Annotated in this window: 23 protein-coding genes and 1 tRNA gene; 20 read left to right on the top strand and 4 right to left on the bottom strand. The window is 58.9% G+C overall.

What is annotated here, in order from left to right; genetic code table 11:
- Nucleotides 1–146: 146 nt before the first annotated feature.
- The 4 genes from carA to VCJ09_RS04220 all read left to right on the top strand — a co-directional run bounded on the left by carA (nt 147) and on the right by VCJ09_RS04220 (nt 5,575).
- Complete coding sequence (gene carA / locus VCJ09_RS04205) at nt 147–1,295, top strand: glutamine-hydrolyzing carbamoyl-phosphate synthase small subunit (RefSeq protein ID WP_324733258.1); 1,149 nt, start codon at nt 147–149, stop codon at nt 1,293–1,295.
- 173 nt (nt 1,296–1,468) lie between these two features.
- Nucleotides 1,469–4,690 carry a carbamoyl-phosphate synthase large subunit gene (gene carB / locus VCJ09_RS04210; RefSeq protein ID WP_324733259.1) on the top strand — a complete coding sequence of 1,074 codons (3,222 nt, stop codon included), beginning with the start codon at nt 1,469–1,471 and terminating at the stop codon, nt 4,688–4,690.
- Nucleotides 4,687–5,163, top strand: coding sequence for a transcription elongation factor GreA (gene greA / locus VCJ09_RS04215; protein ID WP_324733260.1), 477 nt, complete (start codon nt 4,687–4,689; stop codon nt 5,161–5,163). The genes carB and greA overlap by 4 nt, the downstream gene beginning before the upstream one ends.
- Nucleotides 5,120–5,575 (top strand): DUF4149 domain-containing protein, encoded by a 456-nt coding sequence (locus VCJ09_RS04220; RefSeq protein ID WP_324733261.1) that lies wholly within the window; start codon nt 5,120–5,122, stop codon nt 5,573–5,575. The genes greA and VCJ09_RS04220 overlap by 44 nt, the downstream gene beginning before the upstream one ends.
- A 44-nt stretch (nt 5,576–5,619) precedes the next feature.
- Here the strand turns inward: VCJ09_RS04220 and yhbY are convergent, their stop codons facing one another.
- Nucleotides 5,620–5,931, bottom strand: coding sequence for a ribosome assembly RNA-binding protein YhbY (yhbY, locus tag VCJ09_RS04225; protein WP_324733262.1), 312 nt, complete (start codon nt 5,929–5,931; stop codon nt 5,620–5,622).
- A gap of 103 nt (nt 5,932–6,034) precedes the next feature.
- On the opposite strand from yhbY, the gene rlmE reads away from it, so the two are divergent.
- The 16 genes from rlmE to VCJ09_RS04305 all read left to right on the top strand — a co-directional run bounded on the left by rlmE (nt 6,035) and on the right by VCJ09_RS04305 (nt 22,605).
- Nucleotides 6,035–6,658: a 23S rRNA (uridine(2552)-2'-O)-methyltransferase RlmE gene (gene rlmE / locus VCJ09_RS04230; protein WP_324733263.1), complete on the top strand. Its 624-nt coding sequence runs from the start codon at nt 6,035–6,037 to the stop codon at nt 6,656–6,658.
- 199 nt (nt 6,659–6,857) lie between these two features.
- The gene (gene ftsH, locus VCJ09_RS04235) at nt 6,858–8,771 is read left to right on the top strand and encodes an ATP-dependent zinc metalloprotease FtsH (RefSeq protein WP_324733264.1); all 1,914 of its coding nucleotides are present in this window, start codon (nt 6,858–6,860) and stop codon (nt 8,769–8,771) included.
- An 8-nt stretch (nt 8,772–8,779) separates the two neighbouring features.
- Nucleotides 8,780–9,631 carry a dihydropteroate synthase gene (gene folP / locus VCJ09_RS04240; protein WP_324733265.1) on the top strand — a complete coding sequence of 284 codons (852 nt, stop codon included), beginning with the start codon at nt 8,780–8,782 and terminating at the stop codon, nt 9,629–9,631.
- A 20-nt stretch (nt 9,632–9,651) separates the two neighbouring features.
- Nucleotides 9,652–10,989 (top strand): phosphoglucosamine mutase, encoded by a 1,338-nt coding sequence (gene glmM / locus VCJ09_RS04245; RefSeq protein WP_324733266.1) that lies wholly within the window; start codon nt 9,652–9,654, stop codon nt 10,987–10,989.
- Between the two features lie 63 nt (nt 10,990–11,052).
- On the top strand, nt 11,053–11,808 hold the full coding sequence (gene tpiA / locus VCJ09_RS04250) for a triose-phosphate isomerase (RefSeq protein ID WP_324733267.1): 756 nt from the start codon (nt 11,053–11,055) through the stop codon (nt 11,806–11,808).
- Between the two features lie 4 nt (nt 11,809–11,812).
- Entirely contained in the window at nt 11,813–12,193 is a 381-nt protein-coding gene (secG, locus tag VCJ09_RS04255) for a preprotein translocase subunit SecG (RefSeq protein WP_324733268.1), read from the top strand.
- Nucleotides 12,194–12,218: 25 nt separating this feature from the next.
- Nucleotides 12,219–12,304 (top strand) — tRNA-Leu (locus tag VCJ09_RS04260).
- A gap of 302 nt (nt 12,305–12,606) precedes the next feature.
- Nucleotides 12,607–13,065, top strand: coding sequence for a ribosome maturation factor RimP (gene rimP / locus VCJ09_RS04265; protein ID WP_079204776.1), 459 nt, complete (start codon nt 12,607–12,609; stop codon nt 13,063–13,065).
- 47 nt (nt 13,066–13,112) lie between these two features.
- Nucleotides 13,113–14,594, top strand: a complete 1,482-nt coding sequence (gene nusA, locus VCJ09_RS04270; protein ID WP_324733269.1) for a transcription termination factor NusA — start codon at nt 13,113–13,115, stop codon at nt 14,592–14,594.
- A 26-nt stretch (nt 14,595–14,620) separates the two neighbouring features.
- Nucleotides 14,621–17,104 (top strand): translation initiation factor IF-2, encoded by a 2,484-nt coding sequence (infB, locus tag VCJ09_RS04275; RefSeq protein ID WP_324733270.1) that lies wholly within the window; start codon nt 14,621–14,623, stop codon nt 17,102–17,104.
- 120 nt (nt 17,105–17,224) lie between these two features.
- Entirely contained in the window at nt 17,225–17,632 is a 408-nt protein-coding gene (gene rbfA, locus VCJ09_RS04280) for a 30S ribosome-binding factor RbfA (RefSeq protein WP_079204779.1), read from the top strand.
- A 4-nt stretch (nt 17,633–17,636) separates the two neighbouring features.
- Entirely contained in the window at nt 17,637–18,554 is a 918-nt protein-coding gene (gene truB, locus VCJ09_RS04285; RefSeq protein ID WP_079204780.1) for a tRNA pseudouridine(55) synthase TruB, read from the top strand.
- 149 nt (nt 18,555–18,703) lie between these two features.
- Nucleotides 18,704–18,973, top strand: a complete 270-nt coding sequence (gene rpsO, locus VCJ09_RS04290; RefSeq protein WP_324733271.1) for a 30S ribosomal protein S15 — start codon at nt 18,704–18,706, stop codon at nt 18,971–18,973.
- A gap of 185 nt (nt 18,974–19,158) precedes the next feature.
- Complete coding sequence (pnp, locus tag VCJ09_RS04295; RefSeq protein ID WP_324733272.1) at nt 19,159–21,264, top strand: polyribonucleotide nucleotidyltransferase; 2,106 nt, start codon at nt 19,159–19,161, stop codon at nt 21,262–21,264.
- Nucleotides 21,265–21,972: 708 nt separating this feature from the next.
- A complete protein-coding gene (locus VCJ09_RS04300; RefSeq protein WP_079204783.1) occupies nt 21,973–22,341 on the top strand; it encodes a BON domain-containing protein in 369 nt (122 codons plus the stop codon).
- A 66-nt stretch (nt 22,342–22,407) separates the two neighbouring features.
- On the top strand, nt 22,408–22,605 hold the full coding sequence (locus tag VCJ09_RS04305) for a CsbD family protein (RefSeq protein ID WP_324733273.1): 198 nt from the start codon (nt 22,408–22,410) through the stop codon (nt 22,603–22,605).
- 224 nt (nt 22,606–22,829) lie between these two features.
- On the opposite strand, the gene VCJ09_RS04310 is transcribed toward VCJ09_RS04305, so the two are convergent.
- The 3 genes from VCJ09_RS04310 to VCJ09_RS04320 are packed head-to-tail and all read right to left on the bottom strand — an operon-like array spanning nt 22,830 to nt 26,411.
- Nucleotides 22,830–23,126 (bottom strand): DUF2845 domain-containing protein, encoded by a 297-nt coding sequence (locus VCJ09_RS04310; protein WP_324733274.1) that lies wholly within the window; start codon nt 23,124–23,126, stop codon nt 22,830–22,832.
- A gap of 56 nt (nt 23,127–23,182) precedes the next feature.
- Complete coding sequence (locus VCJ09_RS04315) at nt 23,183–23,482, bottom strand: DUF2845 domain-containing protein (protein ID WP_324733275.1); 300 nt, start codon at nt 23,480–23,482, stop codon at nt 23,183–23,185.
- 13 nt (nt 23,483–23,495) lie between these two features.
- A complete protein-coding gene (locus VCJ09_RS04320; protein ID WP_324733276.1) occupies nt 23,496–26,411 on the bottom strand; it encodes a DUF748 domain-containing protein in 2,916 nt (971 codons plus the stop codon).
- Between the last annotated feature and the right edge of the window lie 72 nt (nt 26,412–26,483).

A 26,483-nucleotide genomic window follows, 5' to 3' on the forward strand; every position in this document is an offset into this window, starting at 1 on the left:
GCACTTTCCTGTAGGCTGCCCGCTTTAGTGTGTCCACTAAAAGTTGCGCAGAATGAATCATATAAGAAAGCGGGATGACGGTCGGTACGTCATCCCGCTTTTTTACAATCTGCGTTTGCTTCAAGCTTTGATCTACGGAGGTTTTCTTGAGTAAGCCAGCCCTTAAACCTGCCATCTTGGCCCTTGCCGATGGCAGCATTTTTCGCGGCGAGGCCATCGGCGCCGATGGCCAAACTATTGGAGAGGTGGTTTTCAACACCGCCATGACTGGCTATCAGGAAATCCTCACCGATCCTTCCTATGCCCAGCAAATCGTTACCCTGACCTATCCGCACATCGGCAACACCGGCACCACGCCGGAAGACGCCGAGTCCAATCGAGTCTGGGCTGCCGGTTTGATCATTCGCGATCTGCCGCTGATCGCCAGTAACTGGCGCAGCAAACAACCGTTGGATGAGTACCTGAAGGAAAACGGTACGGTCGCCATCGCCGGCATCGATACCCGTCGCCTGACCCGCATCCTCCGTGAGAAGGGTTCGCAGAACGGCTGCATTCTGGTCGGCGACGACGCCACCGCAGAGAAAGCCGTGGAACTGGCGCGCAGTTTCCCCGGCCTCAAGGGCATGGATCTGGCCAAGGTGGTCAGCTGTACCGAACCCTACGAGTGGCGCTCCACCGTGTGGAATTTGCAAGGTGACAACCACCTGGAGATCCCCGCCAGCGAGCTGAAGTACCACGTGGTGGCCTATGACTACGGGGTCAAATGGAACATCCTGCGCATGCTGGTCGAGCGCGGCTGTCGCCTGACCGTGGTGCCGGCGCAGACGTCCGCTGCCGAGGTGTTGGCGCTGAATCCCGATGGCGTGTTCCTGTCCAACGGCCCGGGCGATCCCGAGCCTTGCGACTACGCGATCCAGGCGATCCAGGACGTGCTGGAAACCGATATTCCGCTATTCGGTATCTGCCTCGGTCACCAGTTGCTGGCTTTGGCCTCCGGTGCCAGGACTCTGAAAATGGGTCATGGTCACCATGGTGCCAACCACCCGGTGCAGGACTTGGACAGCGGCGTGGTGATGATCACCAGCCAGAACCACGGTTTTGCCGTGGATGAAACCAGCCTGCCGAGTAACGTCCGGGCGATTCACAAGTCGTTGTTCGACGGCTCCCTGCAGGGCATCGAGCGTACCGACAAGGACGCCTTCAGTTTCCAGGGTCACCCCGAAGCGAGTCCCGGCCCAGCCGATGTGGCGCCGCTGTTTGACCGCTTCATTGAGGCGATGGCCAAGCGGCAATAGACGAGTCGTCTGGAGCGTGTAGCGAGCGGCGTCTGGGCTAAGCGTCCGGAACGCAACGACGAGACAGTACATGCAGTACGGCGAGACAGTGAGTGCCGCGCAACGCCGCCCAGGCGGCGCGCGGTAACCCTCAAGATGACTCGCCGACTGACCCAAGGATTCGAGTAGATAACATGCCAAAACGTACAGACATTAAAAGCATCCTGATCCTCGGTGCTGGCCCGATCGTTATCGGCCAGGCCTGCGAGTTCGACTATTCCGGTGCCCAGGCCTGCAAGGCCTTGAGAGAAGAGGGCTACCGCGTCATCCTGGTGAACTCCAACCCCGCCACCATCATGACCGACCCGGCCATGGCCGACGCCACCTACATCGAACCGATCAAATGGTCGACCGTGGCCAAGATTATCGAGAAGGAGCGTCCGGACGCCCTGCTGCCGACCATGGGCGGGCAGACCGCGCTGAACTGCGCGCTGGATCTGGAAAAACACGGCATTCTGGAAAAATTCGGTGTGGAAATGATCGGTGCCAACGCCGACACCATCGACAAGGCCGAAGACCGTTCGCGTTTCGACAAGGCGATGAAAGACATCGGTCTGGCCTGCCCGATTTCCGGCATCGCCCATAACATGGAAGAAGCCTACGTCGTACTCGAGAAGGTCGGCTTCCCCTGCATCATTCGTCCGTCCTTCACCATGGGCGGCACTGGCGGCGGCATCGCCTACAACCGGGAAGAGTTCGAGGAAATCTGCGCCCGCGGTATCGATTTGTCACCGACCAGCGAACTGCTGATCGACGAGTCGCTGATCGGCTGGAAGGAATACGAGATGGAGGTGGTCCGCGACAAGAAGGACAACTGCATCATCGTCTGCGCCATCGAGAACTTCGATCCGATGGGTGTGCACACCGGTGACTCGATCACCGTGGCTCCGGCACAAACCCTGACCGACAAGGAATACCAGATCCTGCGTAACGCTTCGCTGGCGGTGCTGCGTGAGATCGGCGTGGAAACCGGCGGCTCCAACGTGCAGTTCGGCATCTGCCCAGACACCGGGCGCATGGTGGTGATCGAGATGAACCCGCGGGTATCGCGTTCCTCGGCGCTGGCCTCCAAGGCTACCGGTTTTCCGATCGCCAAGATCGCCGCCAAGTTGGCGGTGGGTTACACCCTCGACGAGCTGTCCAACGACATCACCGGCGGCCGTACCCCGGCGTCCTTCGAGCCGGCCATCGACTATGTCGTGACCAAGATCCCGCGTTTCGCCTTCGAGAAATTCCCCAAGGCCGATGCCCGCCTGACCACCCAGATGAAGTCGGTCGGTGAAGTCATGGCCATCGGCCGCACCTTCCAGGAATCCATGCAGAAAGCCTTGCGCGGCCTGGAAGTCGGGGTTTCCGGCTTCGATCCGATGCTCGATCCGAACGACCCGGATGCAGAAAGTACCCTCAAGCGCGAGCTGACCGTGCCGGGTGCCGACCGCATCTGGTATCTGGCTGACGCCTTCCGTGCCGGCAAGACCGTTGCCGAAGTGTTCGAGCTGACCCGCATCGACGAGTGGTTCCTGGTGCAGATCGAGGACCTGGTCAAGGACGAGGAAAAGATCAAGACCCTGGGGCTGGCCAGCATCGATCGCGACCTGATGTACAAGCTCAAGCGCAAGGGTTTCTCCGACATCCGTCTGGCCAAGCTGCTCGGCGTCTCCGAAAAGAGCCTGCGCAGCCACCGCCACAAGCTGAAAGTACTGCCGGTGTATAAGCGCGTCGACACCTGCGCCGCCGAGTTCGCCAGCGACACCGCCTACATGTATTCGACCTACGAGGAAGAGTGCGAGGCGGCGCCGTCGAGCCGCGACAAAATCATGATTCTCGGTGGCGGACCGAACCGTATCGGCCAGGGCATCGAGTTCGACTACTGCTGCGTGCATGCCGCATTGGCGCTGCGTGAAGACGGTTACGAGACCATCATGGTCAACTGCAACCCGGAAACCGTCTCCACCGACTACGACACTTCCGACCGCCTGTATTTCGAGCCGGTCACCCTGGAGGACGTGCTGGAAATCGTCCGTGTCGAGCAGCCAAAAGGCGTGATCGTGCAGTACGGCGGGCAGACCCCGCTGAAAATCTGTCGCGCACTGGAAGAAGCTGGCGTGCCGATTATCGGCACCAGCCCTGAGGCCATTGATCGCGCCGAAGACCGTGAGCGTTTCCAGCAGATGGTTCAGCGTCTGGGCTTGCGTCAGCCGGCCAATGCCACGGCGCGCAGTGAAGACGAGGCCCTGGCAGCGTCCAAGGTCATTGGTTATCCGCTGGTGGTGCGTCCGTCCTATGTGCTGGGCGGCCGGGCGATGGAAATCGTCTACCAGGAAGAAGAGCTCAAGCGCTACATGCGCGAAGCGGTGAAAGTGTCGAATGACAGCCCGGTGCTGCTCGATCACTTCCTCAACTGCGCCATCGAAGTCGATATCGATGCCATTAGCGACGGTGAAACCGTGGTGATCGGCGCGATCATGCAGCATATCGAGCAGGCAGGCGTGCACTCCGGTGACTCGGCTTGTTCGTTGCCGCCGTATTCGCTGCCGGCGCATATCCAGGACGAAATCCGCGACCAGGTCAAGAAAATGGCCCTGGAGCTCGGCGTGATCGGCCTGATGAACGTGCAGATGGCGGTGCAGGGCGAGGATATCTTCGTAATCGAAGTCAATCCGCGCGCCTCGCGGACCGTGCCGTTCGTCTCCAAGTGCATCGGCATCTCCCTGGCGATGTTGGGTGCTCGGGTGATGGCCGGCAAGACCCTGGCGGAAGTCGGCTTCACCGACGAAATCATTCCGAACTTCTACAGCGTCAAGGAAGCAGTATTCCCCTTCTCCAAGTTTCCTGGTGTCGACCCTATCCTCGGCCCGGAAATGAAGTCGACCGGTGAAGTGATGGGCGTCGGCGATACCTTCGGTGAGGCATTTGCCAAGGCCCAGTTGGGCGCCAGTGAAATCCTGCCCAATAGTGGCTGCGCCTTTATCAGCGTGCGCGATGACGACAAGCCGCTGGTGGCAGAGTTGGCGCGTAGCCTGGTCGAGCTGGGGTTTGACGTGGTTGCCACGTCGGGGACCGCCAAGGTGATCGAGGCGGCTGGCTTGCCGGTACGCCGGGTGAACAAGGTAACCGAGGGGCGTCCCCATGTGGTCGACATGATCAAGAATGACGAAGTCACGTTGATCATCAACACCACCGAAGGTCGTCAGTCGATCGCTGACTCCTATTCCATTCGGCGTAATGCGCTGCAGCATCGAATCTGCTGCACCACCACATTGGCCGCCGGTGAGGCGATTTGTGAGGCGCTCAAGTTCGGTCCCGAGAGGACTGTGCGTCGTTTGCAAGATCTCCATGCAGGAATCAAGGCATGACTAAATACCCAATGACCGTCCAGGGCGCACGCGCCTTGGAAGAGGAGCTGGCTCACCTGACCAAGGTGATGCGGCCCAAGCTCAGTCAGGACATCGGCACCGCGCGTGAGCTGGGTGACCTCAAGGAAAACGCCGAATACCATGCCGCCCGCGAGCAGCAGGGCATGGTCGAGGCGCGTATTCGTGATATCGAAGGCCGCATGCAGAACGCCGTGGTCATTGATGTCACCAGCATTGCGCACACCGGCAAAGTGATATTCGGCACCACCGTGGAGATCGCCAACGTCGAAACCGACGAAAGCGTGACCTATCAGATCGTTGGTGCAGACGAGGCCGATATCCGGCTCGGCAAGCTGTCGGTGGGTTCGCCTATCGCACGCGCGCTGGTCGGCAAGGAAGAAGGCGATGTGGTGGTGGTCAAGACCCCCAATGGCATCGTTGAGTACGAGATTGTCGAGGTTCGCCATATCTAGGTCCGGCACGTTCAATGCTGGGGCGATAAGCTGGCTGCTGGCCCAGACCCTCTGGGTCGGCGGTCTGTGGTTGTTGCATTTTTTGCTGTTGCCGGCGATCGCCAAGCTGGGCTTGGCGCCGTTGCTGGTCGAGGAAATCGCCAACGTCGTTCGTCCGCTATTGGTGGGTCTGGCGGGGTTTTGTGCGGGGTTGCAGATTCTGGTGCTGATCCGTGCCGAGCGTTTGGCCAGCCTGTGGCGCGATATTCGCGGGCAATTGCTATTGACGGTGCTGGTGATGGCAGTCAGTTACTTTGGCGTGCGCCATTTCTGGTCTGGTGGCGGGCTCTGGCTGATGTTCAGCTATCTGGTGATGGCGTTTTGCGGTTTGCTGCTGGTGCTGCAGTCGGTGCCCGGCAGCGGCAAGCGATAAGCTGCAGGCTTCAAGTAAGGCAAGAAGCGTGCAGCTTGAGGCTATCAGCCGTGATGGCGATGGACGTTGGAGAGGTTTTTATTGACCTTGGGGTTCTTGCGGTAGATCAGCGCCATCTTGCCGATGACCTGCACCAGGTCGGCATGGCCGGCTTTGCACAGCTGGTTAATGGCGGTAAGGCGGCTTTCGCGCTCGACGACGCGCAATTGCACTTTAATCAGTTCATGGTCACTCAGGGCACGCTCCAGTTCGGCCAGCACGCCTTCGGTCAAGCCATTGTCAGCCACGATCAATACGGGCTTCAGGTGGTGGCCGATAGATTTGAATTGTTTCTTCTGCTCTTGAGTGAGCGGCATAATCTGATTCCTGCATTTAATCTGGTAAAAAACGGCGATCAGTTTACCCGAGCGCCTTGGTCGCCGCCCAGATATTCATGCTCTGCACAATTCGAGGTATTGCGTGGCCCGTTCCAAGACCAGCCAGCGTTGGCTGAAAGAACATTTCGATGACCCTTACGTCAAAATGGCGCAAAAGGATGGCTATCGCTCGCGCGCCAGCTATAAGCTGCTGGAGATTCAGGAAAAGGATCGTATCCTGCGCCCGGGTATCACGGTGGTTGATCTGGGGGCTGCGCCAGGAGGCTGGTCGCAGGTCACCAGTCGGCTGATTGGCGACAAGGGAACCCTGATCGCCTCCGATATTCTAGAAATGGACAGCATCCCTGATGTCACCTTCATTCAGGGCGATTTCACGGACGATGCGGTGTTCGCGCAGATCCTCGACGCGATTGGCGGTAATCCGGTAGACCTTGTGATTTCCGATATGGCCCCCAATATGAGTGGAGTAAGGACTGCCGATCAGGCACGTGCCATGTACCTGTGCGAATTGGCGCTGGACTTGGCAGGGCGGGTACTGCGTCCGGGTGGGGATTTCCTGATCAAGATTTTCCAGGGCGAAGGTTTCGACCATTACCATAAGCAGGTGCGCGAAATGTTCGACAAGGTACAAATGCGCAAGCCCTTGTCTTCGCGTGATCGCTCGCGTGAGCAATACATGCTCGGACGTGGCTTTCGTGGCGGCTAGATGGATGCAACCAAGGGCTGGCGTGCCAGTCCTATGTCATATGGGTGCTGCGACCTAATGGGCGCCTAAAATAAAGGGTTACAGACGGCGCCTGCCAGGTGCGGGCGTAGTGTAGTAAGTTAGATCGGTACATAACTGGTCGTCATGCGAAGTGCGCTTCGGCACGGGGCCTGCTTCAGAGGGTAGCTAATTGAACGACATGGCAAAGAATCTGATCCTGTGGCTGATCATCGCGGCAGTCCTTGTGACGGTGATGAACAATTTCTCCAGTCCGAACGAGTCCACTAAGCTCAATTACTCGGAGTTTATCCAGCAGGTTCAAGATGGCGCGGTTCAGCGGGTCACTGTTGATGGTTTCATTATCAGCGGCGTGCGTGGCGATGGTTCCTCTTTTGAGACCGTACGTCCGGCAATTCAGGACAATGGCCTGATCAAAGATCTGATCGACAACAATGTGCAGGTAATCGGTAAGCAACCTGAGCAGCAAAGCATCTGGACTCAGTTGCTGGTGGCCAGCTTTCCGATTTTGGTGATCATTGCGGTGTTCATGTTCTTCATGCGCCAAATGCAGGGCGGTGCGGGCGGCAAGGGCGGGCCCATGAGCTTCGGCAAGAGCAAGGCGCGCCTGCTCTCGGAAGATCAGGTCAAGACCACCTTCGCTGACGTCGCCGGTTGCGACGAGGCCAAGGAAGAAGTCAGCGAATTGGTCGAGTTCCTGCGTGATCCGGGCAAATTCCAGCGCCTCGGCGGGCGTATTCCGCGTGGCGTACTGATGGTCGGTTCGCCCGGTACCGGCAAGACCTTGCTGGCCAAGGCGGTTGCCGGTGAAGCGAAAGTGCCGTTCTTCACCATTTCCGGCTCGGATTTCGTCGAGATGTTCGTCGGGGTGGGTGCGTCCCGCGTGCGCGATATGTTCGAGCAAGCGAAGAAACATGCGCCATGCATCATCTTTATCGACGAAATCGATGCCGTCGGTCGCCATCGTGGCGCCGGTATGGGCGGCGGTCATGACGAGCGTGAGCAGACCCTCAACCAGTTGCTGGTGGAGATGGACGGCTTCGAGGCGAACGATGGTGTCATCGTCATTGCCGCCACTAACCGTCCTGATGTGCTCGATCCTGCGCTGTTGCGTCCCGGTCGCTTCGATCGCCAGGTGGTGGTCAGTCTGCCGGATATTCGTGGCCGCGAGCAGATTCTCAAAGTGCACATGCGCAAAGTGCCTATGGGCGAAAATGTCGAGCCTGCGATGATTGCTCGTGGGACTCCGGGGTTCTCCGGTGCCGACCTAGCTAACCTGGTCAATGAGGCCTCGTTGTTTGCCGCACGTTCCGGCAAGCGCGTGGTTGAGATGAAAGAGTTCGAGCTAGCCAAGGACAAGATCATGATGGGCGCCGAGCGCAAATCCATGGTCATGTCGGACAAGGAAAAGCTCAATACGGCGTTCCATGAAGCCGGCCATGCCATTGTCGGGCGCCTGGTGCCCGAGCATGACCCGGTCTACAAGGTGTCGATCATCCCGCGCGGTCGTGCCTTGGGCGTGACCATGTTCCTGCCGGAAGAGGATCGCTACAGCCTGAGCAAGCGCGCCCTGACCAGTCAGATCTGCTCGCTGTTCGGTGGTCGTATTGCCGAAGAAATGACCCTGGGCTTCGATGGCGTGACCACTGGCGCATCGAACGACATCATGCGTGCCACCCAGCTGGCGCGCAACATGGTGACCAAGTGGGGCTTGTCCGAGAAGCTCGGTCCGCTGATGTATGCCGAAGAGGAAGGTGAAGTCTTCCTGGGCCGTAGCATGGGCAGTCAGCACACCAATGTCTCGGCCGAGACGGCCAAGGTGATCGATCAGGAAGTGCGCAGCATCATCGATCAGTGCTACGGCACTGCCAAGCGTCTGCTGGAAGAGAATCGCGACAAGCTCGATGCCATGGCTGAGGCCTTGATGAAGTACGAAACCATCGATGCCGAGCAGATCGAAGAAATCATGAATGGCCGTGTTCCACGTGAGCCGCGCGACTGGAGCGGTGGTGGTGATGCCGGTACGCCAGCGGCCAGTCCCGACGAAACGGATCGTCCAGAGAAGCCTATCGGTGGCCCTGCTGCCGAGCATTAAGGATCACGATGTCTGAAGTGTGCCATCTGAACCGGCTGCCTTGTGGCAGCCGGTTTCTTGATTTAACCCGTCCACAGGTGATGGGTATCCTCAATGTCACTCCCGATTCCTTTTCCGATGGCGGTCGTTTCGGCCAGCGCGACGCGGCCTTGCGCCATGCCGAAGCGATGGTGCGGGCTGGCGCCAGCCTGATCGATGTCGGTGGCGAGTCCACGCGTCCCGGGGCGCGAGCGGTGTCGCCGGTTGAAGAGCTGGAGCGCGTTGCGCCAATTGTCGAGGCCATTGCTGCCGAGCTGGATGTGATCATCTCGGTGGATACCTCGACGCCCGCGGTGATGCGTGAAACTGCACGTCTCGGGGCTGGCTTGCTCAATGATGTACGTTCGTTGCAGCGTGATGGGGCGCTGGATGCCGCCGCCGATAGCGGTTTGCCGGTGTGCCTGATGCATATGCGCGGCGAGCCGACCACCATGCAGCAGAGTCCTCAATATTCCGATGTACTGGTCGAGGTGCGCGACTTTCTGCTCGAGCGCATGGCGGCCTGTGCGGCGGCGGGGATTGCGCGCGAACGGCTGATTCTCGATCCGGGCTTTGGCTTCGCCAAGACTCAGGAGCACAATCTCAGCTTGTTCAAGGATTTGCAGTCGCTGCATGAGTTGGGTCGGCCGCTGCTGGTCGGCGTTTCACGCAAGAGCATGATCGGCCGGGTGCTCGGTCATGAGGTTGGTGGGCGTCTATACGGCAGTCTTGCCCTGGCGGCCTTGGCGGTAACCAAGGGGGCGCACATCCTGCGGGTTCATGATGTGGCGGAAACCGTCGATGTGGTGCGTATGCTGGCTGCAGTCGAAGCAGCTGAATAAGTAATCAAGGAATCGTGGTCATGGCTAGAAAATATTTTGGTACCGACGGTATTCGTGGGCGTGTCGGCGAGTTTCCCATCACCCCGGATTTTATGCTCAAGCTCGGCTGGGCCGCCGGCATGGCATTTCGCAAGCAAGGTAAGTGCCGAATTCTGATCGGCAAGGACACGCGGATTTCCGGTTACATGTTCGAGTCGGCGCTGGAGGCCGGCTTGTCCGCGGCGGGTGCCGATGTCATGTTGCTGGGGCCGATGCCGACACCGGCAATCGCCTACCTGACTCGTACCTTTCATGCCGAGGCCGGTATCGTCATCAGTGCCTCGCACAATCCGCATCACGATAACGGCATCAAGTTTTTCTCGGGGCAGGGCACCAAACTGCCTGACGAGATCGAGCTGATGATCGAGGAGTTGCTCGATGCGCCGATGACCGTGGTCGAGTCCGGGCAGTTGGGCAAGGTGTCGCGGATCAACGATGCAGCGGGGCGCTATATCGAGTTCTGTAAGAGCAGTGTGCCGAGCAGTACCGATTTCGCCGGGCTGAAAATCGTGATCGATTGCGCCAATGGTGCGGCCTACAAAGTGGCGCCTAGCGTGTTTCGCGAACTCGGTGCCGAGGTTTTAGTGCTCTCGGCCCAGCCTGACGGCCTGAATATCAATGATGACTGCGGTTCGACCCACGTCGAAGCCTTGCAGGCCGCGGTGGTGGCGCAGCAGGCCGATCTGGGCATCGCCTTCGATGGCGACGCGGATCGTGTGCTGATGGTCGATCACACGGGCGCTTTGGTTGATGGCGATGAGCTGTTGTTCATCATTGCGCGTGATCTGCAGGAGCGCGGCAAGTTGCAAGGCGGTGTGGTCGGCACCCTGATGAGCAATCTTGGCCTGGAGCTGGCGCTGGCCGACCTGGGGATTCCCTTCGTGCGGGCCAAGGTCGGCGATCGCTACGTGGTTGCCGAGCTGCTGGCGCGCAACTGGCAGATGGGTGGGGAGAACTCGGGGCACCTGGTGTGTTTTCAGCACACCACGACGGGGGATGCGATCATCGCTGCGCTACAGGTGCTGCTGGCGCTAAGGCGTCGCGGGCAGAGCTTGGCAGAGGCGCGGCAGGGTTTGCGCAAGTGTCCGCAAGTGCTGATCAACGTGCGTTATTCCGGTGGGGTCGACCCGCTCGAGCACCCTGCTGTGCGGGATGCCAGTGCGCGGGTGACCGAGCAAATGGCGGGCCGCGGTCGCGTTCTGCTGCGCAAATCCGGTACCGAGCCGTTGCTGCGGGTGATGGTCGAGGGCGACGATGAGGCCCTGGTGCGCGGCTATGCCGATGAATTGGCTAAGGTTGTTGCTGAGGTCTGTGTTTGATCGCTTGCCAGTCCCGGTGCCGTTGGGTAACATCTGCGCCCTCTTTGATCGATGAGGTAAAGCATGCGTCGCCCCTTGGTAGCTGGTAACTGGAAAATGCACGGTACCCGCGCCAGCGTCGCAGAGCTGATCAACGGTTTGCGTCAGCAGGTGTTACCTGCTGACGTCGAGATGGCTGTCTTTCCGTGCTCTTTGCATGTCGCTGAGGTTTTCGGTGGTCTGGTGGGTACGGGTGTTACGGTCGGTGCGCAAGATTGTGCGGTCGATCCTGAACAAGGCGCTCTTACGGGTGAGGTCGCGGCCAGCCAGTTGCAGGATGTCGGCTGTGCCCTGGTGTTGGTTGGTCATTCGGAGCGGCGTTTGCTGCTTGGTGAGACCGATGCCGAGGTGGCGCGCAAATTTGCTGCTGCGCAGTCTTGTGGTTTGACGCCGTTGTTGTGCGTGGGTGAGACCCTTGCGCAGCGAGAGGCGGGCAAGACCCTCGATGTTGTTGGTGCGCAGTTGGCCAGCGTTGTCGAAGCCCTGGGTATTGAGGCTTTTGCTCGGGCAGTCGTTGCCTATGAGCCGGTCTGGGCTATTGGTTCGGGTCTGACGGCGTCACCCGAGCAGGCGCAGCAGGTACATGCCGCTATCCGCGCGCAGTTGGCCGCGCAGAGTGCTGAAGTGGCGTGTGCGGTAAGAATTCTATATGGCGGCAGCGTGAAGGCCGCCAATGCAGCCGAGTTGTTCGGTATGCCAGATATCGATGGGGGGCTTGTTGGTGGGGCCTCTCTGAATGCGGATGAGTTCGGTGCGATTTGTCGCGCCGCAGGAAGCTGACATAATGCTGGAAACAGGCGTAGTAGTTATTCATCTGCTGGGTGCGATCGGTGTGGTTGCGCTGGTTTTATTGCAGCAGGGCAAGGGTGCGGATGCAGGTGCGTCTTTTGGTTCTGGTGCCTCAGGTACCGTTTTCGGTGGCCAAGGTACCTCTACCTTTTTGAGTCGCGTTACTGCTATACTCGCCACCGCTTTTTTCTTAACTAGCTTGGGCTTAGCGTTCTTTGCTAAAGAAAAGGCTGATGCGCTGACTCAGGTTGGTTTGCCTGATCCAGCGGTGTTGGAAGTGCAGCAGGTCAAGCCAGCTGTAGAAGATGTGCCCGTGCTCGAAGAGCAAAAGCCGGCTGTTGAAGCGGCTGACGTACCTCAGGCTTCAGAGCAGTAACAAGCAATGCGTAATATGTGATTTTGCCGAGGTGGTGGAATTGGTAGACACGCTACCTTGAGGTGGTAGTGGCCATAGGCTGTAGGGGTTCGAGTCCCCTCCTCGGTACCAATTTACAAGAAAGCCCGCAGCATGCGGGCTTTCTTGTTGCTGAAGCGCTGGTTGACCCTTGCGAGGGTTCGGTCGTATACTTCGGCCCCAGCTTTGACGTGGGATGGGGCGGTCTGGTGGCTCGTCGGACTCATAATCCGAAGGTCGTTGGTTCAGCCAGAGTCCTCCCGCGACCAGCAGCAAAGCCCCTTTTCAGGGGCTTTTTGCTAGCTGGGAGACAGATTTGCCGGTCTTTAGAGGTCGGTTAAAGGGATGGGCGTTTCGCCCATTTTTCATTTGCACAGCATGCGCGAGGGGCTCAGGTGTCGAGCAAGCTAGAACAGTTGCAGGCCTTGGTGGCCCCGGTAGTCGAAGCACTCGGCTATGAATGCTGGGGTCTCGAGTTCCTGTCGCAAGGGCGGCATTCTTTGCTGCGAATTTATATCGATCATGCCGATGGCGTTCTTATCGAAGATTGCGAGAAGGTCAGTCGGCAGATCAGTGGTGTCCTCGATGTTGAGGATCCGATCAGCGCGGAATACACCCTGGAGGTGTCTTCGCCCGGTATGGATCGGCCGCTGTTCACGTTGCAACAGTTCGCCAGCCATGCCGGCGAGCAGGTGAAAATCAAGCTGCGTTCGCCTTTCGAGGGGCGCCGTAACTTTCAAGGTCTCCTCCGTGGCGTGGAGGAACAGGACGTGGTGGTGCAGGTGGATGACCATGAGTTCCTGTTGCCGATCGACATGATCGACAAGGCCAATATTATCCCCAGGTTTGATTGAGACGCGGATCCCGCGGATCCAATGGATTGCGAAAGGCGAGGCGTACGATGAGCAAAGAAGTACTGCTGGTTGTTGAGTCGGTGTCCAACGAAAAGGGCGTACCGGCTAGCGTTATATTCGAGGCGCTGGAATTGGCCCTGGCCACTGCCACCAAAAAGCGTTTTGAAGACGAAGTCGAGTTGCGTGTGGCGATCAATCGCCAAACTGGCAACTATGAAACTTTCCGTTGCTGGACAGTGGTTGAAGAAGCCGATTTCGATGACCCTGCGCATCAAGTTACCGTTGATATGCCGCGGGCGATTGAAGCCAATGCGGCAGTCGGTGATGTGCTCGATGAAAAGATCGACTCCATCGAGTTCGGTCGTATTGCTGCGCAAACCGCCAAGCAAGTCATCGTGCAGAAAGTTCGCGAAGCCGAGCGTGCCCAGGTGGTTGAAGCCTACCGTGGGCGTTTGGGCGAAATCATCTCCGGCACTGTGAAGAAGGTGACTCGCGATAATGTGATCATCGATCTGGGTAACAATGCCGAGGCGCTGCTGGCGCGCGAGGACATCATCTCGCGGGAAACTTTCCGCGTCGGTGCCCGGGTTCGTGCCTTGCTCAGGGAAATTCGCACCGAGAACCGCGGTCCGCAGTTGATCCTCTCGCGTACCGCGCCGGAAATGCTGATCGAATTGTTCCGCATCGAAGTGCCGGAGATCGCCGAAGAGCTGATCGAAGTCATGGCTGCTGCGCGCGATCCTGGTTCGCGTGCCAAATTGGCCGTGCGCTCCAAAGACAAGCGTATCGACCCGCAAGGTGCCTGTATCGGCATGCGTGGGTCGCGCGTGCAAGCAGTATCCGGCGAGTTGGCCGGCGAACGTGTGGATATCGTGCTGTGGGATGACAATCCCGCGCAGTTTGTGATCAACGCCATGTCGCCAGCGGAAGTTGCTGCAATCATTGTCGATGAGGATGCCCATGCCATGGACATCGCCGTCGGCGAAGACAACCTGGCGCAGGCTATTGGCCGTGGTGGTCAGAACGTTCGTTTGGCCAGTCAACTGACTGGCTGGACGCTGAACGTGATGACCGAAGCGGACATCCAGGCGAAGCAGCAAGCAGAAACCGGCGACATCCTGCAGCACTTCATCGACGAGCTGGAAGTCGACGAAGAGCTGGCCCAGGTGTTGGTCGAAGAAGGCTTCACCAGCCTGGAAGAAATCGCTTATGTGCCGATGGAAGAGATGCTCAGCATCGATGGTTTTGATGAAGAAATCGTCAGCGAGCTACGGTCACGGGCAAAAGATCGCCTGTTGACCAAGGCCATCGCCACAGAAGAAAAACTGGCAGACGCCCACCCGGCCGAAGACCTGCTCTCACTTGAGGGTATGGACAAAGGCTTGGCGCAAGAACTGGCAGTACGCGGTGTGGTTACCCGCGAAGACCTGGCCGAGCAGTCGATTGACGACCTGCTCGACATCGACGGCATCGACGCAGAGCGTGCCGGCAAGCTGATCATGGCCGCCCGAGCCCATTGGTTCGAGTAAGTTTTACGGCCTGAGGAGAGAAGTGCATGACGCAAGTCACGGTGAAAGAACTGGCCCAAGTGGTCGACACACCGGTAGAGCGCCTGCTGCAGCAGATGCGTGAGGCGGGTTTGCCGCACAGCAGTGCCGAGCAAGTTGTTACCGATAACGAGAAGCAGGCTTTGCTTGCCCATCTCAAAAGCAGCCACGGCGTGAAGGTTGAAGAGCCGCGCAAGATTACCTTGCAGCGTAAAACCACCAGCACCCTTCGGGTGGCAGGTAGCAAGACCATCAGCGTTGAAGTGCGCAAGAAGAAAACCTTCGTCAAGCGCAGCCCTGAAGAGATCGAGGCCGAGAAGCAGCGTGAGCTGGCTGAACAGCGTGCGGTCGCCGAAGCGGCACGGGTGAAGGTAGAAGAAGAAGCCAAGCGTCGCGCCGCGGATGGCGCGCAGGCTCAAGTACCTGGCGCCAAAGCTGACGAGACGACTGCAGCTGTAGCGGTTGCGCCGGTCGAGTTGCCGGTGGTCGCTGCAGTGGTTGAAGAGCGCAAGAAAGACGAACCGCGCCGTCCCGACAAACCGCGTAATGAAGATGCCGATCGTCGTGGTGATCGCAAGACCACCCAGCATCGTCCTGCGGTCAAGGAAAAGGCTCCGGCACCCCGTGTGGCGCCGCGCAGCGTCGACGAAGAAAGCGACAGCCATCGTCGTGGTGGGCGTGGCAAGTCCAAGCTGAAGAAGCGCAATCAGCATGGCTTCCACAGCCCGACTGGTCCGGTCGTACGTGATGTCGCCATTGGCGAAACCATCACCGTCGGTGAGTTGGCTCAGCAGATGTCGGTTAAAGCGGCTGAAGTCATCAAGTTCATGTTCAAGCTGGGCACTCCGGTGACCATCAACCAGGTACTGGATCAGGAAACTGCCCAGTTGATCGCCGAAGAGTTGGGCCATAAGGTCAAACTGGTCAGCGACAACGCCCTGGAAGATCAGCTGGCCGAGTCGCTGAAGTTTGAAGGCGAGACCTTCTCCCGTGCGCCGGTTGTGACCGTAATGGGTCACGTTGACCACGGTAAGACCTCGCTGCTCGACTATATCCGTCGCGCCAAAGTGGCTGCAGGCGAAGCCGGCGGCATCACTCAGCATATCGGCGCTTACCACGTCGAAACCGATCGCGGCATGGTCACCTTCCTTGATACTCCGGGCCACGCGGCGTTTACCGCCATGCGTGCCCGTGGTGCCCAGGCGACCGATATCGTGATCCTGGTTGTAGCGGCGGACGATGGTGTGATGCCGCAAACCATTGAAGCGGTTCAGCATGCCAAGGCCGCCGGTGTGCCGCTGGTCGTTGCCGTGAACAAGATCGACAAGCCGGGTGCCGATCTCGATCGCATCAGAAGCGAGCTGTCCGTTCACGGTGTTACGTCCGAAGAGTGGGGCGGTGATACGCCGTTCGTTTCGGTATCGGCGAAAGTCGGTACTGGTGTTGACGATTTGCTGGAAGCGGTCCTGCTGCAAGCCGAAGTACTCGAGCTTAAAGCGACCCCGTCCGCTCCTGGTCGTGGCGTCGTGGTTGAGTCGCGTCTCGACAAGGGTCGTGGCCCGGTTGCCACCGTGTTGGTTCAGGACGGTACGCTGCGCCAGGGCGACATGATTCTGGTCGGCTCGAACTACGGCCGTATTCGCGCCATGCTCGATGAAAACGGCAAGGCCATCAAGGAAGCAGGTCCGTCGATTCCGGTCGAGATCCTCGGTCTGGATGGCACTCCGGAAGCGGGCGACGAGATGAGCGTGCTGACCGACGAGAAGAAGGCCCGTGAAGTGGCCATGTTCCGTCAAGGCAAGTTCCGCGAAGTCAAGCTGGCCCGTGCTCACGCCGGCAAGCTCGAGAACATCTTCGAGAACATGGGCCAGGAAGAGAAGAAGACGCTCAATATCGTCCTCAAATCCGACGTCCGTGGTTCGCTGGAAGCCTTGCAAGGCTCGCTCGGCGGCCTGGGTAACGATGAAGTGCAAGTGCGTGTGGTCGGTGGCGGCGTCGGTGGTATCACCGAATCCGATGCCAACCTGGCGCTGGCCTCCAATGCTGTACTGTTCGGCTTCAACGTGCGGGCCGATGCTGGCGCGCGCAAGATCGTCGAGCAGGAAGGTCTGGATATGCGTTACTACAACGTGATCTACGACATCATCGAAGACGTCAAGAAAGCTCTGACCGGTATGCTCGGCAGCGATGTTCGCGAGAATATCCTGGGTATCGCCGAAGTGCGTGACGTGTTCCGTTCGCCGAAATTTGGCGCGATCGCCGGTTGCATGGTGCTCGAGGGTATCGTGCACCGTAACCGTCCGATCCGCGTCCTGCGCGAAGACGTGGTTATCTTCGAAGGCGAACTGGAATCCCTGCGCCGCTTCAAGGACGACATGTCCGAGGTGCGTGCCGGCATGGAGTGCGGTATTGGCGTGAAGAGCTACAACGACGTCAAGCCTGGCGACAAGATCGAAGTGTACGAAAAAGTCCAAGTGGCTCGCAGCCTGTAACAGGCATGTAGCAGCGAGTTGCAATATGCAGCGCCCGGCCCCGTTTTTGCGCGGCCGGGCGTTTGCCGCTTTTAGGTCCGGCGTTTTTCAGGACGTCGTGGCGAGTGGAAGGTAGTAGAAATGGCCAAAGAATATAGCCGTGCCCAACGCATCGGCGACCAGATGCAGCGTGAGCTGGCGCAATTGATTCGTCTGGAAATCAAAGATCCGCGCCTGGGCGGGCTGGTGACCATTACCGCGGTGGAAGTCAGCCGCGACGCCAGTCATGCCAAGGTTTTCGTCACCGTGATGGGCGCTGAGCCAGAGGAAGGCGTCGATCGCGTGGCGCAAAGTGTCAAGGTCCTCAACGACGCCAGCGGTTTCCTGCGCATGCAGTTGGGTAAGGCGATGAAGCTGCGCAGCGTGCCCAACTTGCGCTTCCACTACGATGAAAGTGTGGTGCGGGGTGCGCAATTGTCCGCGTTGATCGAGCGCGCTGTCAGTGAAGACAATTCGCATGGCGACGAAACAACCGAGGCCAAGGAGTAAGCGCGTGGCTCAGGTGAAACGTATTCGTCGTCCGGTCAATGGCATCATCTTGCTGGATAAGCCGCGCGGCTTCAGTTCCAACGCTGCGCTGCAAAAAGTCCGCTGGTTGCTCAACGCCGAAAAAGCCGGGCATACCGGGAGTCTCGATCCCTTGGCTACTGGCGTGTTGCCGTTGTGCTTCGGCGAGGCGACCAAGTTCTCGCAGTATTTGCTGGACGCCGATAAAGGCTATGAGACCCTGATGCAACTGGGCGTCACCACCACCACCGCCGATGCCGAAGGCGAAGTGCTGGAGCGTCGCCCGGTGACCGTTGGTCGTGCCGATATCGAGGCCTTGTTGCCGCGTTTTCGCGGTGAAATCAGCCAGATACCGCCGATGTATTCGGCGCTCAAGCGTGATGGCCAGCCGCTGTACAAGCTCGCCCGTGCCGGTGAGGTAGTGGAGCGCGAGCCGCGTTCTGTTACTATTGCGCGCTTGGAATTACTGAGCTGCGAGGCGGAGCAAGCGTGCCTGGCGGTCGACTGCACGAAAGGCACCTATATACGCACTCTGGTCGAGGATATCGGCCACTTGCTCGGTTGCGGCGCCCATGTTGCGCAGCTAAGGCGTACCAAGGCGGGCCCTTTCGGGCTGGACCAAACGGTGAGCCTGGAGGCGCTGGAACAGGCCCATGCCGAGGGTGGTCATGAGGCTGTCGATCAGTTTCTGCTGCCGGTGGACAGTGGCCTGCTGCATTGGCCGTTGTTGCAGTTTTCCGAGCACAGTTCGTTCTACTGGCTGCAAGGGCAGCCGGTACGCGCACCGGAAGCGCCGAAGTTCGGCATGGTACGGGTGCAAGATCACAATGGTTGCTTCATCGGGATCGGTGAAGTGAGCGAAGACGGGCGCATTGCGCCGCGTCGTTTGATTCGGTCGGTATGACCGTGGCGTTGGTGGAGAGCTTCGGTTCTCGCCAGCGTATCGAGGGTGGCTGTTAATAGGCACGGTCATTCCTCACTTTAAAATCACGGGAAGCGATTCCCGGCCTATTGCAACTGTTTCGGCGGTTGCCTAACTGAGAGGACGCCCACATGGCACTCAGCGTTGAAGATAAAGCCCAGATCGTTAACGACTACAAGCAAGCTGAAGGCGACACCGGTAGCCCGGAAGTGCAAGTTGCACTGTTGACCTTCAACATCAACAAGCTGCAAGGTCACTTCAAAATCAACGGTAAAGACCACCACTCGCGTCGTGGCCTGATCCGTATGGTTAACCAGCGTCGCAAGCTGCTGGATTACCTGAAGGGTAAGGATCTTGGTCGTTACAGCGCCTTGATCGGTCGCCTGGGTCTGCGTCGCTAAGCAATGCTTATGCGTAGCTGACTGCCGAAGCTGGAAGTGGGGTGCGTCCCTGCTTCCAGCTTTTGCGTTTCAGTCGTACGCATTTAACCGCCTGTTAGGACAGTGTCGGGTTCGACTCCTGCAACTGCCCACGAATTCTGCAAGAAACCGCTTTCCCCAAAGGCAAAAAAGAGAAGGAAAACACCGTGAACCCGGTAATCAAGAAATTTCAGTTCGGTCAATCGACCGTTACCCTCGAGACTGGCCGTATCGCCCGTCAAGCCACTGGTGCAGTACTGGTCAGCGTTGACGACGACGTCAGCGTATTGGTGACGGTGGTCGGCGCCAAGACTGCCGACCCAAGCAAGGGCTTTTTTCCCCTGGCTGTGCACTACCAGGAAAAAACCTACGCTGCCGGCAAGATCCCCGGCGGCTTCTTCAAGCGTGAAGCCCGTCCGTCCGAGAAAGAGACCCTGACCTCGCGCCTGATCGATCGGCCGATCCGTCCGCTGTTCCCGGAAGGTTTCCAGAACGAAGTGCAGGTTCTCTGCACCGTGGTTTCCACTAGCAAGAAGACCGATCCGGACATCGCTGCAATGATCGGTACCTCGGCGGCCCTGGCGATCTCCGGCATCCCGTTCGATGGCCCTATCGGTGCTGCACGCGTAGCCTTCCACCCGGACTCCGGCTACCTGTTGAACCCGACTTATGAGCAGCAGAAAGCTTCCAGCCTGGACATGGTCGTGGCCGGTACCGCTGATGCCGTGCTGATGGTCGAGTCGGAAGCCAAAGAGCTGACCGAAGACCAGATGCTGGGCGCCGTGCTGTTCGCCCAGGAAGGCTTCCAGTGCGCGATCCAGGCAATTAAAGAGCTGGCTGCCGAAGCCGCCAAACCGACCTGGGATTGGCAGCCTAAGCCGGAAAACACCCAGCTGCTGGCTGCCATTCGCAGCGAGTTCGGTGCGGAAATCTCCAAAGCCTACGCCATCACCGTCAAGCACGAGCGTTATGCTCGTCTGGGCGAGCTGCGTGAGCAGATCGTCGCCAAGCTGTCTGGCGAAGAAGGTCAACCGACTGCCACCGAGGTGAAAGCAGCCTTCGGTGAAGTCGAATACCGCACCGTGCGCGAGAACATCGTCAATGGTCAGCCGCGTATCGACGGCCGCGATACCCGCACCGTACGTCCGCTGGCCATCGAAGTCGGCGTACTGCCGAAGACCCATGGTTCGGCATTGTTCACCCGTGGCGAAACCCAGGCCCTGGTCGTCGCTACCCTGGGTACTGCGCGTGATGCACAGCTGCTCGACACCCTCGAAGGCGAGCGCAAAGACCCCTTCATGCTGCACTACAACTTCCCGCCCTATTCGGTCGGCGAGTGCGGTCGTGTCGGCTTTACCGGTCGTCGCGAAATCGGCCACGGCCGCCTGGCCCGCCGCAGCATCTCGGCGATGCTGCCGAGTGCCGACGAGTTTCCGTATACCATTCGTGTGGTATCGGAAATCACCGAGTCAAACGGTTCCAGCTCCATGGCTTCGGTCTGCGGTGCTTCCCTGGCGCTGATGGATGCCGGTGTGCCGATGAAGGCACCGGTTGCCGGTATCGCCATGGGCCTGGTCAAGGACGGCGAGAAGTTCGCCATTCTGACTGACATCCTCGGCGACGAAGATCACCTGGGCGACATGGACTTCAAAGTAGCCGGTACCGCCAAGGGTGTGACCGCGCTGCAGATGGACATCAAGATCAAGGGCATCACCGAAGAAATCATGGAAATCGCCCTGGGCCAAGCCCTGGAAGCGCGCCTGAACATTCTCGGCCAGATGAACCAGATCCTCGCCAGCTCGCGTAACGAACTGTCGGCTAATGCGCCGACCATGATCGCGATGAAAATCGACACCGACAAAATCCGCGACGTGATCGGCAAGGGTGGCGCGACCATCCGTGCCATCTGCGAGGAGACCAAGGCCTCGATCGACATCGAAGACGACGGCACCATCAAGATCTTCGGCGAAACCAAGGAAGCGGCAGAGGCTGCGCGTCAGCGCGTTCTCGGCATCACCGCGGAAGCCGAGATCGGCAAGATCTACGTCGGCAAGGTCGAGCGCATCGTCGACTTCGGCGCCTTCGTCAACATCCTGCCGGGCAAGGACGGTCTGGTGCACATCTCGATGCTGAGCGATCAGCGCGTCGAGAAGGTCACCGACATTCTTAAAGAAGGTCAGGAAGTGAAGGTATTGGTACTGGACGTGGACAACCGCGGCCGCATCAAGCTGTCGATCAAAGATGTGGCAGCCGCTGAAGCATCGGGCGCTTAATTACCCGCGAGCTTTACGCGTTAAAAGAACGCCCCTTAGGTCAAGCCGTTCAGTAACCGTGTTGATGAACTGAGCTGAAAGACTTGCCCCGCCTGGGCCGGAAATGAAAAACCCTCGGAAGATAATTTCTCCGGGGGTTTTTTGTTTCTAGTGGCCTGATCGGTTAATCCGTTTAGCCATGGGCTCAAGCCGGTCCATAACCGTGTAGAAGAAGGCCCCGCGAATGCAGCCCGCTGGGCTGCCAGGTTGTGCTGGCGCGGTGCAGGGCACACCGAGGTCGGGCCTCCCACAGATAAGACTCAAACCGGCGAATTTGAGTTAACCATCCAACCGTGCAAGCCACTAGATCCGGTGCTAGTTGGGCTTAACTACTCGGCATCAACACCTTAAGTGAGCGGCTTGCCTTCGGGCGCTGTTTTTTTGTGCGCCCGGCAGGGGGCACTCACTTGGAGGCGAAGGCCCTCTAAGTCGGCGGCTTTGCAGGTAGGTCGAGCGGGTGTGTTTGAGTTTAGTGTCGTGCAATTTGCCCGAGAATATTGGCCTGAGCATGCAGCCTGCATGGTTCAGGTTTTTTATTTTTTCGTTAAGTGCTTGATAAATAAAACTATAACTGGGTTTTAGAGTTGGCGCATGGCTTGCAACCGTACAGGGGAGACTGCAGCTTGGAATGGCTTGCAGATTGTTTGCAACGTACAGGAGTCAATACCCATGAAAAAGCCAATCAATACGTTCGCTTTTGCCGCTATCACCGCTACGGTTTTGAGCCTGTCGCTTGCAGGTACCGCCTTCGCCGATAGCCGCACTGCCGCGCAGCCGATCATGCTGGCTGCAAGCGCCACCATGGACAAGGCTGAAGAGGCTGTTTCCGATACCTGGATTACCAGCAAGGTGAAGTCGACCTTCCTTGCCGATGACAGCCTCAGCGGTCTGGATATAAAAGTTGAAACCAACAAGGGGGTGGTTTCCCTTTCCGGGGTGGTTGCCAGTGATGCCGAGCGTGACCTGGCGATTGCTAAAACCAAGGAAATCAAAGGTGTTACTGCAGTGTCTGCCGACGGCCTGAAATCTGCCGACTAAATCATGTGGGAAATCGCCCGGCTCATGCCAGTCGAGCCGGGCCTCGCCAACGAACGGGACAACCGCATGAATGCCGATGTAATCAAAGGTAAGTGGAAGCAAATCAATGGTCGTATCAAGGAGCGTTGGGGCAATCTGACCGACGATGATCTGGATGTGCTAGAGGGCCATAGCGAATACCTGGCCGGCAAGCTGCAAGAGCGTTACGGCTGGACCAAGGAAAAGGCCCAGGATGAGTTGCGCGACTTCAGCAGCAAGCTGTAAGCGCAATCGCTAGACCAAAGCCTTGCGGGGCTTTTGTGTTTAATCTGGTCTGTGCTCAATACCGTTGTCAGGCTTGGCTTCTTGTCAGGACTGGGCAATCGAGACGATGTGTCCTCTATCGCACAGGTGGTATCGCGGCCCAGATGCGCAGCAGTTATGGGATTGACCGCGGCGGCTCTCAGGCCTGCAGATGTGGATGGCATCGCCGACGAGGTTGGTCTGCCTCAGTTGCCGCGCTTGCTGTCGATAGTGCGCAGGCGGTTACCCTCGAATCGCAGGAAATGGTACATGCCATTGCGCGGGCCGTAGGTCCATTCTTCCACCGACACTTCGCGACGAAAACCGTAGATGTCGATCACTTCGCGGTAGCCGATAAAGTCACGGCTCTTCGGTTCGCCGCATTTGCCGAGCACTTCGCTGCTGGCGTCGTCGGTGCTGATCAAGGCGCTGCCGCAGCGCAAGGTCGAGGCCTGGACGCTACCGGCCAACAGAATGAGCAGGGCAGTGAGGAGCACTTTCACGGGGTTAACCAGTTCGACAAGAATATGCCTCAGGCTACCGCGCGGGCAGGTGTTTGTCAGTGGCCGCGTCGGCGTTCGATGCGGGTCAGGCGGTTGCCCTCGAAGGTCAGGATGGTGAGCATGCCGTTGCGGGGTCCGTAGACCCATTCCTCGATCTTGAACTCGCGCCGTTCGTATGACCCGAGGGTGTAGCCAACCAGATCACGGAAGGCCGGCTCACCGCATTTCTGCTCCACTTCAAAGGAGCGATCACCGACGCTGACCAGTTGGCTGCCGCAGCGCAGGGTATCGGCCCGGGCCGTAGCGGCGCAGCAACTGAGCGCCAAGGCTAGGAAAATGGGGCTAAACAGTCTCATTGTGGACTCCGTCTCATCGGCTATCGAGGCTCAGCGACGTCGCTACTCGGCCGTCCGCTTGCGCCTGGCCGAAGCCGACATCCAGCAGATAGATGCGTTCGTCAGTCAGGCCGCCACGCTCGACCAGATAATCCTTGATGTTGGAGGCGCGGGTCTGGGCCAGCTGGCGTTGCAGTAATTGGCTTTTGCTCCAGAACTGGAGGACGGCATTGCGTAAATTGACGACCCGCTGTTGCTTGTCCAATTCGTTCCATGCAGCGGGTGGCTGCTGTTTCAGGCGGCGGCGGTAGATGGCTTCGAGCAGCGGGCCTTTTTCGTCGTCCGCGACCTGTAGTTGGCTGGCATCGACCGGGACTGAGTCGCCGCGGCGCTGGAGAATCTTGTAATAAGTATTCTGGTATTCGCGCTCTAGGCGCTGCTCGGCCAGCGGCAGGCCGTCGCTGCTTTGTGCGCTGGTGCCTTCGACCTCCAAGCTCAACGCCGGGCGCTCCTTCAGGGCTCTGGCGAGTAGGTCCAAGGCGGATTGGGCGCTGCTGTCGAGTTCGCTGCTGCCCGGGTTGAAGTGCACCGTGCTCAAGTCCATCTTAGAGCCGCCGCTGACCAAGCCACCAATAAACTTGAACGGCGCTTGAGCCGCGCGCAGGATCAGATTGCGCAGGGTTTTCCAGACAATTGGCATCACGCTGAATTGGGGGTTGTTGAGATCGCCCTGCACCGGCAGGCTAAGGGCAATCTTGCCGTCGCTATCCTTGAGCAGGGCGACCGCTAGGCGAATCGGCAAGTCGACCGCGCTGGGGCTATCGACTTTTTCACCCAGCTGCAATTGTTCGACCACCACGCTGTTCTCGGCATTCAGCTTGCCCTTGCTGATGCGGTAATGCAGGTCCAGATTGAGTCGTCCCTTGCGGATGCGATAACCGGCGAATTTTCCAGAATAGGGCGTCAGAGTGGTTAGTTCGACCTGTTTGAACTGAGTGATGATGTCCAGACTGTCCAGCGGGTCGAAGGGGTTAAGGCTGCCCTTGATGCTGACCGGTGCGTAGCGGTCGATCTTGCCGACGATATCGACGTTGGCCGGCGCTTGCGTGCGGCTGTCGAGGGTACCGATGCTGCCGTTGAGCTGCTGGATGGCGGTGGCAAAATTTGGGGTCAGGCTGAAGTCTGCGAAATTGACCGAACCGTCGGCGAGGGTGACTTCGCCGATATGGATATTCAGCGGTTTGCTGGCCGGCTCGGACTTGGCAGCAGGGGCAGCGGATTCTGCGGGGCTGGCCGCTGGGGCGATTACCAGTTCGCTGGCGTTGGTAGTCAGGTCTTCATTGATGATAAAGCGTGCATAGGGCTGGCTGAGCTGCACTTTGTCGATATTCAGGCTGTCGCCGTGCTGGTAGTTCAGGCCGAGTAGGTCGAGCTGCTGCCAGCGCACGAAGTCGCGCTCCTTGAGGGTGTCGAGGGTATGCAACTGGTTGATCTGGGCCTTTCCTGTGACGCTAAAGGCCAGCGGTTCGGTAGCGCTCAGGGCGAGATCTAGGTCGCTATCGAGCAGGCCGCTGCGTAGCTCGATTCGCACAAAGGGGCTGAGGTAGGCCTGGGCCACGCGCAGGTCGATCGCACGAGTAGCGACTTGCAGGCTAGCGGTGGTCGGGTTCAGTTGTGCCTGACCTTCGGCTTGCAACTTGCCCTGTTTGCCCAGGCCGGTATCCAGTTTGAGCGTGAAGGGCGAGGTACCCAGGCTGTCGAAGTTCTGCAGGTCGAGGTCGAGCGGGCCCAGTTCGAGTGCAACATCCTGCTCTGGCATGCGGTCGACCAGGTGCACTTGGTAGTTACGCAGTTGCACATCGCGCAGCAGCACTTGCCAGGGTTTCCCTGGCGCCGCGGCTGTGTTTTTCTGCGGCGTACGGTTCTGCTGTGCGGTGTCGGGCCCCGCGCTGGCGAACAGTTTCTGCCAGTCCAGTTGGCCGTCGGCTTCACGGGCGGCCCAGGTTTCCAGTTGCTGGCTGCGTAACTTGCCGACCACCACCCGTTGTTTGACCAGATCCAGGCTGCTGTCGCTGATTTCCAGGTTAGCCAGTTTGACCAAATGGCGGCCGTCCGGCGCTTTGATGGCGAACGGGGCGATCTTGACCTGGATGTTGTGCAGCAGCAGTTGCGTGTTATCGGCCAGGCTCAGCGTGTAGTCGGTGGCCAGGTCGATACCCCCTTCCTCTAGTACCAGGGGCACGGCATCGCGTACATAGGGCCAGAGGGCTTTGATCTTGCCATCGCTGATTTTCAGGCTGCCACTGGAGCTGAGCGGTACCAGACTGATCTGTCCGTTCCAGTCGATTCGACCCCCATTTTGCCCGGTGGCGACCAGGGTCATTTCGGCATTGTCGTCGGGCAGGGTGCTGAGGTTGTACAGCTCGACGCTAAGGTCGTCGTAGAGCAACTCGATGGGCTCGCTCGGCCGCAGATCCAGGAAGTGCAGGTTGCCGCCGGCCAGTTTGATGTGGGCGATGCGTAGCGGGAATGGCTCGCTTGGCGGCTCCTCGGTGGCCGGCTCGGCACTGGCTGGTAGCTTGAACAGCTGGGTCAGGTTGAGTGTTCCGTCCTTGGCGAACTGCACCTGGGTATGTGGCTTATCCAGCTCGACAGTACTCAGGTGCAGAACGCCACGCCACAGGCTATCGAGTTGCAGGTTGGCATAGAGGCGCTCGAAGGCCACTTGTTCCTGGCCGGGTTCGCCAATGCGCAAACCCCAGAGACTGGCTTCCAGGCTGAAGGGGTTGAGTTGCACGCGTTCCAGCGTGGCGGGCGCGTTGGCGTATTGCGCAAATTGCTGGTTGGCGATACGCAGACCGATGCCGGGCAGGATCAGAAAGCCCAGCAGGCTATAGAGTGCAATGGCAATCAGCAGGGCGCCAGCGGCGCGCTTTATTCCTTTAAGCATAAAAACGCCATCAATCCCGACGAGAAATGCTTTGGAGTATGGCACGCGTGGGTAGTTCCAGAGGTAAGGCGG

The organism is Pseudomonas paeninsulae, from assembly GCF_035621475.1.
In the GTDB taxonomy this organism is placed as follows: domain Bacteria; phylum Pseudomonadota; class Gammaproteobacteria; order Pseudomonadales; family Pseudomonadaceae; genus Aquipseudomonas; species Aquipseudomonas paeninsulae.

Bases quoted from the DNA above. Each gene is read 5' to 3' on its own strand.
- carB (WP_324733259.1), top strand. From the start codon at position 1,469: ATGCCAAAACGTACAGACATTAAAAGCATCCTGATCCTCGGTGCTGGC.
- greA (WP_324733260.1), top strand. From the start codon at position 4,687: ATGACTAAATACCCAATGACCGTCCAGGGCGCACGCGCCTTGGAAGAG.
- VCJ09_RS04220 (WP_324733261.1), top strand. From the start codon at position 5,120: ATGGCATCGTTGAGTACGAGATTGTCGAGGTTCGCCATATCTAGGTCC.
- yhbY (WP_324733262.1), bottom strand. From the start codon at position 5,931: ATGCCGCTCACTCAAGAGCAGAAGAAACAATTCAAATCTATCGGCCAC.
- ftsH (WP_324733264.1), top strand. From the start codon at position 6,858: ATGGCAAAGAATCTGATCCTGTGGCTGATCATCGCGGCAGTCCTTGTG.
- folP (WP_324733265.1), top strand. From the start codon at position 8,780: ATGTCTGAAGTGTGCCATCTGAACCGGCTGCCTTGTGGCAGCCGGTTT.
- glmM (WP_324733266.1), top strand. From the start codon at position 9,652: ATGGCTAGAAAATATTTTGGTACCGACGGTATTCGTGGGCGTGTCGGC.
- tpiA (WP_324733267.1), top strand. From the start codon at position 11,053: ATGCGTCGCCCCTTGGTAGCTGGTAACTGGAAAATGCACGGTACCCGC.
- secG (WP_324733268.1), top strand. From the start codon at position 11,813: ATGCTGGAAACAGGCGTAGTAGTTATTCATCTGCTGGGTGCGATCGGT.
- nusA (WP_324733269.1), top strand. From the start codon at position 13,113: ATGAGCAAAGAAGTACTGCTGGTTGTTGAGTCGGTGTCCAACGAAAAG.
- infB (WP_324733270.1), top strand. From the start codon at position 14,621: ATGACGCAAGTCACGGTGAAAGAACTGGCCCAAGTGGTCGACACACCG.
- rbfA (WP_079204779.1), top strand. From the start codon at position 17,225: ATGGCCAAAGAATATAGCCGTGCCCAACGCATCGGCGACCAGATGCAG.
- rpsO (WP_324733271.1), top strand. From the start codon at position 18,704: ATGGCACTCAGCGTTGAAGATAAAGCCCAGATCGTTAACGACTACAAG.
- VCJ09_RS04300 (WP_079204783.1), top strand. From the start codon at position 21,973: ATGAAAAAGCCAATCAATACGTTCGCTTTTGCCGCTATCACCGCTACG.
- VCJ09_RS04305 (WP_324733273.1), top strand. From the start codon at position 22,408: ATGAATGCCGATGTAATCAAAGGTAAGTGGAAGCAAATCAATGGTCGT.
- VCJ09_RS04315 (WP_324733275.1), bottom strand. From the start codon at position 23,482: ATGAGACTGTTTAGCCCCATTTTCCTAGCCTTGGCGCTCAGTTGCTGC.
- VCJ09_RS04320 (WP_324733276.1), bottom strand. From the start codon at position 26,411: ATGCTTAAAGGAATAAAGCGCGCCGCTGGCGCCCTGCTGATTGCCATT.